The sequence below is a fragment of the Pseudomonas sp. SED1 genome (assembly GCF_034044025.1).
Lineage (GTDB): Bacteria > Pseudomonadota > Gammaproteobacteria > Pseudomonadales > Pseudomonadaceae > Aquipseudomonas.
Genome location: NZ_JAXCIS010000152.1, coordinates 1 through 9,787, shown reverse-complemented (window position 1 = coordinate 9,787; position 9,787 = coordinate 1). Strand labels below are relative to the sequence as shown.

General features: G+C 60.3%; 9 protein-coding genes. 2 read left to right on the top strand and 7 right to left on the bottom strand.

Annotated elements, in window-relative coordinates:
- Positions 1 to 99: 99 nt before the first annotated feature.
- Positions 100 to 1,005, bottom strand: a complete 906-nt coding sequence (locus SNL23_RS19840) for a LysR family transcriptional regulator (protein ID WP_318303205.1) — start codon at positions 1,003 to 1,005, stop codon at positions 100 to 102.
- Between the two features lie 220 nt (positions 1,006 to 1,225).
- Between SNL23_RS19840 and SNL23_RS19835 the strand changes: the two genes are divergently transcribed.
- Positions 1,226 to 1,849 (top strand): cysteine dioxygenase, encoded by a 624-nt coding sequence (locus SNL23_RS19835; RefSeq protein ID WP_318303203.1) that lies wholly within the window; start codon positions 1,226 to 1,228, stop codon positions 1,847 to 1,849.
- A complete protein-coding gene (locus tag SNL23_RS19830) occupies positions 1,846 to 3,426 on the top strand; it encodes a rhodanese-related sulfurtransferase (RefSeq protein ID WP_318303201.1) in 1,581 nt (526 codons plus the stop codon). The genes SNL23_RS19835 and SNL23_RS19830 overlap by 4 nt, the downstream gene beginning before the upstream one ends.
- Positions 3,427 to 3,491: 65 nt before the next feature.
- Here the strand turns inward: SNL23_RS19830 and SNL23_RS19825 are convergent, their stop codons facing one another.
- From SNL23_RS19825 to SNL23_RS19800, 6 genes are all read right to left on the bottom strand, one after another.
- Positions 3,492 to 4,757 carry an efflux RND transporter periplasmic adaptor subunit gene (locus tag SNL23_RS19825; RefSeq protein WP_318303200.1) on the bottom strand — a complete coding sequence of 422 codons (1,266 nt, stop codon included), beginning with the start codon at positions 4,755 to 4,757 and terminating at the stop codon, positions 3,492 to 3,494.
- Positions 4,747 to 6,153, bottom strand: a complete 1,407-nt coding sequence (locus tag SNL23_RS19820; RefSeq protein ID WP_318303207.1) for a TolC family protein — start codon at positions 6,151 to 6,153, stop codon at positions 4,747 to 4,749. Before SNL23_RS19820 ends, SNL23_RS19825 begins: the two co-directional genes overlap by 11 nt.
- Before the next feature lie 58 nt (positions 6,154 to 6,211).
- The gene (locus tag SNL23_RS19815; RefSeq protein ID WP_412104243.1) at positions 6,212 to 7,405 is read right to left on the bottom strand and encodes an ABC transporter permease; all 1,194 of its coding nucleotides are present in this window, start codon (positions 7,403 to 7,405) and stop codon (positions 6,212 to 6,214) included.
- Positions 7,402 to 8,118, bottom strand: coding sequence for an ABC transporter ATP-binding protein (locus tag SNL23_RS19810; protein ID WP_412104242.1), 717 nt, complete (start codon positions 8,116 to 8,118; stop codon positions 7,402 to 7,404). The genes SNL23_RS19815 and SNL23_RS19810 overlap by 4 nt, the downstream gene beginning before the upstream one ends.
- Positions 8,119 to 8,139: 21 nt before the next feature.
- Complete coding sequence (locus SNL23_RS19805; RefSeq protein ID WP_318303198.1) at positions 8,140 to 8,646, bottom strand: hypothetical protein; 507 nt, start codon at positions 8,644 to 8,646, stop codon at positions 8,140 to 8,142.
- Positions 8,647 to 8,828: 182 nt separating this feature from the next.
- Positions 8,829 to 9,713 (bottom strand): LysR family transcriptional regulator, encoded by an 885-nt coding sequence (locus tag SNL23_RS19800; RefSeq protein WP_318303197.1) that lies wholly within the window; start codon positions 9,711 to 9,713, stop codon positions 8,829 to 8,831.
- Positions 9,714 to 9,787: the final 74 nt, after the last annotated feature.

Genomic DNA, 9,787 nt, shown 5'->3' with positions numbered 1-9,787 from the left:
TTCAAAAGTGAGCCGCTGTAAGAGCGGAACCAATAGCTGCCATAACCGAAGAAACGGATATGCCCCCTCCCCTCGGTGGATACCGCTAAGGTTGCAGGCTCAAGCCGCATTACGAACCTTGTGCAACGACCCCGCCACCAGCTTGCCAAACGCATCCACCGGCCCTTGCAGGTTGCCAAGAAAATGCGGATAGATCAGCCACAAGTCCATCACCGGCTTGAAGTCCTTCAACGGCATGACCGCCAATTGATCGCGATGGACACTGCGCTCCAGCAACGGCCGTGGCACCAGCCCAAGGCCCAGGCCGTCAGCCACCAGCCCCAGTTGCAACTCGGTGCCAAAGGTCTCCAGATTGACCCGCAACGCCAGCCCCTGATCCGCCAAGGTACGTTGCAACCCGGCGCGGAACCCACAGCCATCCGGGTTGAGGATCCAGCCATTCTGGTACACGTCCGCCAACTTGCAGGGCTTCTTGGGCAGTTGGCCCGTGCCACAAACCACCACCAATTCCACCTTGCCGAGAGACTCGCCAACGATGTTATCCGGGAATATCTTGCCCGCCGGAAACAGCGCCGCCGCCGCGTCCAGCTCACCACGCTCGATCTTGCCCACCAGTTGGCTTCCCCAACCGGTAGCAACCTGCGCCCGCAGCTCGGGAAACTCACCGCGCAGGTGCTTGAGGGCATCCAGCAACACCACGTCGCCGATGGTCTGCGGCACGCCCAGGCGCAGCACACCGGTGGGCGGCGAATCGGTGGCCACCAGTTCGCGCAGGGCGTCCATTTCCCGAAGGATCGAACGGCACTGCTCATACACCCGCGTACCGATCAGGGTAGGCTTGAGCGGCTTGGTGTTACGGTCGAACAACTCCACCCCCAGCGCCTGCTCGAAGTTCTGCACGCGACGGGTGATGGCCGGCTGGGTCAGCTGCAATGACTCGGCGGCATGGCTGATGGACTGGCAACGAATCACTTCGACAAAGGCATCGATATCGTCAATTTTCATTTGGGCCGCACATAGAGAACAGTCATTAAAATGTGTGAAAAGCATAGTTCCATTACCGGTAGCTGGATAGGCCACCGGGCTGATCGATAACAACCCACGCGACTCAGGCCGGTTCTAAATTACTTTCAGCTATAACCTAATCATTAAAAGACAGCATATTAAGATCAAACATTATGCTTAGATAAAGCCATCACCCTGAACCACCCACGATGGAATTGTCATGACCCAGGCCCGACACCCGGAGAGACTCAGAGCATTCATTGGCGCCCTGGCGGAATTGATCGACGGCAACCCTCGCGAAGGCGACCTGCTGCACCGCGGCGGCAAGCTGCTGGCGCAACTGGTCAGCCACGACGACTGGCTGCCGGACGAGTTTGCCCAACCCAACCCCGAGCGTTATCAGCAATTTCTGCTGCACGCCGATTCGCGCCAGCGCTTCAGCATCGTCAGTTTTGTGTGGGGGCCGGGGCAGGCCACGCCGATCCATGACCATCGCGTGTGGGGGCTGATCGGCATGCTGCGCGGCTCCGAGTATTCCCAGGGCTTTGAGCGTAACTCCGAGGGCGCACTGGTCGCCGACGGCAAGCGCATCCAGCTCGAACCCGGCCAGGTGGAAGCGGTGTCGCCAAAGATCGGTGACATCCATCAAGTCAGCAATGCGTTCAGCGACCAGGTGTCCATCAGCATTCATGTATACGGCGCCAACATCGGTGCCGTACGCCGCGCCGTGTACCAACCGGACGGCAGCGAGAAACTGTTTATCTCCGGTTATTCCAACGCTTTTCTCCCGAACATCTGGGATTTGTCCAAAGACGCCCTGTCCAAAGAGAGCCCTGCCCCATGACTGTATCGAGCCGCAGCTTCGCCCAGATCCGCCAGGCCCTGCTGGACCATGAAGAAGTCGCCCTCGTGGATGTGCGTGAGGAAGCGCCCTTCGCTGAATCCCACCCATTGTTCGCCGCGAATATCCCGCTGTCGAAACTGGAGCTGGAGGCGTACTCACGCATTCCGCGCCTGGACACCCACGTGACCGTCTACGACAACGGCGAAGGCCTGGCGCCGATCGCTGCCCAGCGCTTGCAGGCCCTCGGCTATACCGAGGTCAGCCTGCTGGAAGGCGGCCTGGACGGTTGGCGCAACGCCGGTGGCGAGCTGTTTATCGACGTCAACGTACCGAGCAAGGCCTTTGGCGAGTTGGTGGAAAGCCAGCGCCACACGCCGTCCCTCGCGGCTGAAGAAGTGCAGGCCTTGCTCGACAGTAACGCCGACGTGGTGGTGCTCGACGCCCGCCGCTTTGATGAATACCAGACCATGAGCATTCCCACCGGCATCAGCGTGCCCGGCGCCGAACTGGTGCTGCGCGCCCGTGAGCTGGCACCGGACCCGGCCACCCGCATTATCGTCAACTGCGCCGGGCGTACCCGCAGCATCATCGGCACCCAGTCGCTGATCAATGCCGGCATCGCCAACCCGGTGTCGGCCCTGCGCAACGGCACCATCGGCTGGACCCTCGCCGGGCAAAAACTGCAACACGGCCAGGCTAGACGTTTTGCGCCGACTTCAGAAGAACACCGTCAGATCGCCGCCAAAGACGCCCGCCAAGTCGCCGACAAAGCCCGCGCAGGTCGCGCCACCCTCGCCGACCTGCAACGCTGGCAGCAGGAAGCCGCACGCACCACTTACCTGTTCGACGTACGCACCCCGGAAGAATTCGCCGCCGGCCACCTGTCCGGCTCGCGCTCCACACCGGGCGGCCAACTGGTGCAGGAAACCGATCACGTCGCCAGCGTGCGCGGCGCTCGGCTGCTACTGGCAGATGACGACGGCGTGCGCGCCAATATGTCTGCCTCCTGGCTCGCACAGCTGGGTTGGGACGTGTATGTGCTGGATGACCTGCAACCTGCGGATTTCAGCGAACAGGGTGCGTGGGTCGCGCCTGTTCCGGCGCCGCCACAGGCCGAGCTGATCAGCCCCCAGACACTCGCCGAATGGCAGGCCCATGGCGACACCGTGGTACTCGACTTCACCGCCAGCGCCAACTACGTCAAGCGCCATATCCCCGGTGCCTGGTGGGCGTTGCGCGGGCAGTTGCCCGAAGCCTTGCGCAAGGTGCCTGCTGCCGAACGCTACGTACTGACCTGCGGCAGCAGCCAACTGGCGCGCCTCGCGGTAGCGGAAGTCGAAGCGCTGACCGGCAAACCGGTGTTCCTGCTGGAGGGCGGCACCGCCAGCTGGATCGCCGCGCAGTTGCCCCTGGAAGAAGGCGAAACCCGCCTCGCTTCACCGCGCATCGACCGCTACCGCCGCCCGTACGAAGGCACCGACAACCCAAGGGAAGCCATGCAGGCCTACCTGGATTGGGAGTTCGGCCTGGTGGACCAGTTGGCTCGCGACGGAACACATGGGTTTTATGTGATCTGATGATGCTGGGTACCTGGCGCCCAGCGGCGCTCTCACGCTTTTCGCGAGCAAGCTCGCTCCTACAGCTAATTGAGCAATTTCGGAATGCGCACAAACCCCGGCGGCAGCCCGAACACCTCAACCCCTTGCACGGTGGTTTGCCCGGTGGTGACCACCAGGTTTTCCTCCGGCTGCGACAAGTCTTTGCGATAGGCTACGCGGTGCACGTCGCCCTCCTGCGCAATGGCCGCGGGTGGGACGACAAGCGCCTGGTCATTGCGATAGGTGACGATAGTCAAACGGGCACTCATGCCCAAGCGTACGCGCTGTAGCTGCTCGGGCGTGAGCCGCGCAATCGACAGCGTCACCGCAAACCTGGAGGCACCTTCGTCAGCCAAGGCCAGGCCGTTGACACCCAACACAGAACCGCTCAAACGCTCGCCTTCGAAGCCATCACCGAGCACTTCGACGGCTTGCCCCGGACGCAGTTGATTAACGTCCAGCTCCGAGACTTTTGCCACGACTTTCAGCTGCTCGATGTTAGCCAGGCTCAATAACGGCTGGCCCTGCGCAACTTTGCTGCCGGCTTGTAAAGGCGGCGGCGCTCCAGGCTCAGCGCCCTGTGAGGCGGGCAGCGGGAGCACCACACCATCGAACGGCGCCATTACCTCGCGGCCAGCCAGCAACTGTTGCAACGCCTCATACTTGACTGTGGCGTTAGTCAGTTCCATGTCAGCGATCTGGCGATGTTCACCCGTGCCCTGCTCCAGCACTTGCTTGAGTTCACCGTGCGCGGCAGCCAGCTCCAGGTGCTGCATCTGAACCTGCTGTTTCAAGTCATCCAGCTCGTTGCGGGCAATGATGCCGCGGTCAAACAACTGGCTGCTTTCCTCGAGCTTGTGGGTCAGGTTGCTCATCAGCATCTGGGCGGTGCGCACTGCGCGGCGCGCGCGCACCACGGCACCACCGTTGTCCCACTCTTCAAGCTCGCGCACCGCACGCCGAGCCTTGAGCTGTACAGCCAGGGCTTCACGTAACTGCGTCTGGACCTGCGCCGGATCAATGCTCAACAAGACTTGCCCGGCAGTCACCTGCTGGCCCTCCTCCACCTGTTTGATCAGTACATTGCCGTCAAACGGCGCCGTCAGGATGACGGTGTGATGAGCCTCGATCCGGCCCGCCAGCGCGATCTGCCGTACCAGCGGACCCGGTTGTACCGCCAGCCAATTCGCATCCGATCCGGCGCTGACGCCAGGCGTGCCTGCGCCGAAGATCAGCCCGCCCGTCACCATCGCCAGTAGAACTGCACCGCCCACCAGTAGCTGTCGCGATACGGAGTTTTTAATCATCATTGAGGGCAATCTCCCAGCTCTCCAACGTCATGCCGAGGGTCAACTCCAGGCGGGTCTGGGCATTCAGATAAGCGATCAGTGCACCCAACCGCGCACTCTGTGCGTTACGCAAATCGCCTTCGAAACTGATGACCTGAAAGTTGCTGGAGCGTCCTGCGCCAAGCTTTTCCCGTTCGATGTCCAGCTTGCGTTGTGAAAGGTCGACAGAGCGCCGGGCGATTTCGTACTGGCGCCATAAAGTGCCCAGTTCGCGCACCACCGTGGTGACCTCGGCATCGAGGGCCTGGCGCGCATCAGCCAGGGCGATTTCCTGGGTCTGTTGATTGACCCGCGCCTGCACCTCGGCCTGATAGACGCTGCGATCGCCGAGGGGAATTTCCAACTGCACACCGGCGTAGCGATCCCAGCGCCGGGTTGCGCCGGTGTCATGGCGGTCGACCCTCTGATTGGCCCCCGCCACCAGCGACAGGTCCCAGCGCGACTGGTCCTTGGCGATCACCAGGTTCAATTCCGCCTGCTGGCCTTGCAGCAAGGTCGCCAGGTATTCCGGTTGCTGAACCTGCGCCAACTGCAGCGCCTGCTGGCGGTCAATGTGGGTCTGGGGCGCGTCCAACACTTCGCTGGCCTGTATCGGCATCGACAGATCCAGGGCCAGCAGTCGCAGCAGCGCAACACGGCTGCGCTGCAACTGATTGTGTGCCTCTTCGACGCCCAACTCCTGGGCGGCGATATCAGCCTGGGTCTGTACCACATCAAACTCGGCCATGCGGCCCGCCCGGATCAGCGCCCGATTCACCTCCAGCAAAGAATGAGTACGCTGGAGTGCCTGCTCGACGATGCTCAGTTGCTCCTGGGCATGGAGCAAGTCCCTATACGTGGTGATGATCCCACTGACGGTCTGGGCAACACTGGCCTTGAGGTTCAGACGCCGCGCCTGCTCCGATAGCCTGGCCAGGCGCAGGGGCGCAGTCGTGACCTCACGCCCGGCGCCACGCAGCAGCGGCTGGATCACCGCCAGCTCAAGGCCGTCACTGCGCATCCGGGCCGCCTGTTCGGAGGTATTCATCTGTCGGGTCCAACCCAGGCTCAGGCGGGTACCGTACTCGCCCAACAAATCAGCGCGGGGCGAAAGCTCAGCGTTGCGCGTGCGGTCTTCGCTACCCCGTGTATTGAGGTAGGTACTTTTCAGCGTCAACCTGGGCTTGAAGGCATCCTCGGCGACCTGCAGATCGAATTTTTCTGCGACGCGTTGCAAGTAGCCGCTACGGATACTCGGGTTATTGCGCAAGCCCAGAAAAATCGCTTCGCCGAGGGTAAGGCGGGTCATCTGCTCACCAAGGGAGAGGCTGAAACTGCCCGGCAAGCTGGGTGCACTGACCCCGTCATAATGTTGCAGCGTGCCGTGTCCCGCCGGGCTCAATAAGCCAAGGAACACAGCCAGTACCACCGGGCCCTTACTCTTCACGCAAGGCCTCCACCGGTTGCAGCCTGGCGGCCGCCATGGCGGGGTATAACCCGAAAAACAGGCCCACCAGCAGGGTACTGCCCATCCCCAACGCCAGCGATGACGCGGCGAGGGAAAAACTCCAGCCAGACAAGGATGAGTACGCCCAGGCACACAGGCCACCCAGCAGCGCACCCAACACCGCGCCCACGGCTGTCAGCGACAGCGCTTCCAGCAAAAACAAATAGCGAATGTCCCGGCGACGAGCCCCCAGCGCCATGCGCACGCCGATCTCCTGGCGGCGCTGGGCAACATTCGCCAACATCACATTCATCACCCCCACTCCGCCGCTCAGTAGGGAAACACCGGCGAGCGCCATCAGCAGGTAGTTGAAGGTGCGGTTCTGGCGGGACATCCCTTCGATCATTTGCTGGGCAATCATGATGTCGACGTCGTGCGGCCCGACTACCGACAATAACGCCTTACGCACAGCGGCCGAAAACGCGTTCATGTCCTGGTCGGTCGTGGCACGGATAATCAGCTCATCCACCTGTGCCTGTGCGTCAACACGGCGCATGCCTGCCAGCGGGATAATCAATGACGAACTGGCTCTGACGGGCGCCATCAACCCGTCCGCACGGTCTTGCAAGATGCCAATGACCTGATACAGGTAATCGTTGAGACGCAGGTGATCGCCCACAAACAATGGGCTGCCCTCTGCCGCCAGCACCTGGGCCAGTTGGTGCCCGACAACCACGTAGGTTGCACGCGAGTCAAAGTCAGACAAAAAACGTCCCACCTGCAACTCCAGCCCCATGGCATCAGCCAACTGTGCCGTGCTGCCAACCAACGTCGCGTTCAGGCTGCGTCCTTTGAACACGAATTCCGTACCGGTTTGCGCAATGGGTGCAGCGCTGCGCAGATGAGGAACTATCGAGCGCAGGCCTGCGCTATCAACGTGCAGGTTCGCCCCAATGCCCGGTACATCAGGAAGCCGAACGAGCAGTGTGTCGACCCCCATGCCCTGGAAGATTGCTTCAGCCTCTTGAGCGGCGTTATTGCCGATGTTGATCAAGGCAATGACCGAAGCGCTGCCCATGACAATACCCGCCAGCGCGAGAATCGATCGCTTGCCCAAGCCACGCAGGCTCAAGCCGGCATCGCGAACCAGCTCAACGATTCCCTGCCCGGCCACCGTGTTCACGCAAGGCACTGCCGGTCCTCCTGTACAACTGAGTCGATGACGCGAATCTGTCGATCCAGGCGCCGTGCGATAGCGGGATCATGAGTGACCACGACCAAGGTGGTCCCGTGCTCCCGATTGAGTGACAACAACAGGTCCATGATGTCGTGGGCCGTCTGGTGATCGAGATTACCGGTGGGCTCATCAGCCAGGATCAGAGAAGGTTGCCCCACCAATGCGCGAGCGATGGCCACGCGTTGGCGCTGGCCACCCGACAAGTCCGCAGGACGATGGGCAGACCGATCGCAGAGCCCGACTTGTTCGAGCATCGCCTTTGCACGCAACAAGGCCTCACGGCGACCAACGCCGCGGTAGCTCAGGGGAAGGGCGACATTTTCAAGCGCCGTCATCCGCGCAATCAGGTTGAAATTCTGGAAAACAAAACCGATTTGCCGGTTTCGCAGCGCAGCCAGTTGATCAGTACACGCCGTGAGTACATCGTGGCCAGCAAACCGGTATTGACCGCTGTCAGGCAGATCCAACAGGCCAAGTATATTAAGCAATGTACTTTTGCCTGAACCCGATGCGCCAAGGATCGCACAACTTTCCTTGGCGCCGATAAACAGCGAGGTGCCCTTAAGCACATGACACAGTTTGCCGCCCAACTGATAGCACTTGGTGATCTCTATGAGCGAGATAAACTTATCCAAATGAATATCATCAAGCTGCGCCACTGCCATCGGGTCTTTATTCAGTTATAGCGCGAGGGTGGCAGTGCAACTCGGATCGTTACCACTCTTATCAAAAATGAATTGAAAATTCGCCGTCCGCCCATTCACAGCCGTACGTGAGAGATCGATCGAGTCAATAGTCCCCCAATTCGTGTGCTGCTTCAGGTTATCCGCAGATTTGTGTTGGCTTCCACTGTCAATACTGAGGTTCAGATTGGCCTTGTTACCGGCATTCTGCTTAATATAATGTTTATAAATGTTATACCCAGTCACCTTGACTGTTTTGTGCCCCGTCGACGAGCGAGTCACCATCCCATACGCCGTCCCTCTAAATTGCGGCTGATAAAAGATGCCGCCAGCGTAATAAGCATTGCCCACATTCTTGGTGCAACTCTGCTGAAATTTTGTCGTTGTGGTTGTCACGGCAGGCATGGGATATGGCTTGATACTAATCCCAGAGTTCGCGGTAGCAGACAAAGAAGAAACCGCACAGGCGGCACACAGTAAAATCGGCGCTATTATTTTTTTCATAAACTAACTCACTTATGATTTTTTCTAATTTATTGACACTTGACACCCTCTATCACTCAACAAAGATGCCAGTCCGGAAAATATAAACTTCACCACCGGGCTGACACGTAGGAGTTTCCTTAGCATTTATTTAGAATCGCTGATCAATCTATAAGTATCCAACCAGCAATCAATAACCGGAGTTATGCCAACGTCAGGCTTTCACGCAAGAACTCAATCAACGCCTGCACCGGCCGTGAGCTTTGCCGATGCTGGGGGAACACCGCCGACAGGGCCAGGGCTTCAGGGGCAAAGTCTTCCAACACGGTGACCAGGCGCCCATCTTGCAGGGCCTCGGCGACGATAAAGGTGGGCAGGTAGGTAACGCCCAACCCGGCGATTGCCGAGTCCCGCAGCAACTCACCGTTGTTCACGCGCATGCGCCCGCTGACATTCAACACCAACGGTTTGCCCTTCACCATAAAACGCCATTGCACTTGGCGACTGTGGCCATAGGGCAAGCACGCGTGCTCGGCGAGGTCTTCCGGGGTTTGCGGGGTGCCACATCGGGCCAGGTAGTCGGGGCTGGCGCAGTAGACGCGCTGTACGCTGGCGATGCGGCGGGCAATCAGGGTGGAGTCTTCAAGTGTGCCGATGCGCAGCACCAGGTCGTAGCCTTCGCTGATCAGGTCGACGGGGCGGTCGCTGAGGTCGACTTCCACCGACACGTGGGGATAGCGCTGCAAAAACAGCGGCAACAGGCTGCCCAAATGCGCCATGGCAAACGACAACGGCGCGCTCAAGCGAATGGTGCCGCGGGGCTCGGTGTTTTGCCCGGAGATGCCCTGCTCCACTTGCTCGACTTCACTGAGCAGGCGCAAGGCCGATTCGTAGTAACTCTGGCCCAGCGGCGTGACGTCCAGGCGGCGGGTAGAACGGTTGAGCAGGCGTACGCCCAGGCGTTCTTCCAGCTGGATCAGGCGGCGGCTGACAAATTGCTTGGACAGGCCAAGGTGTTCGGCGGCGGCGGTGAAGCTGCCGGATTCCATGACCTGGCAAAACAGGCGCATGTCTTCGAAGGGGTTCATTGTCTCTGCTCGGTGGACGCTGGGCTGTTTTATAGCCCGCCAGTCGCCACACCACAAATCAAATATCGATACCC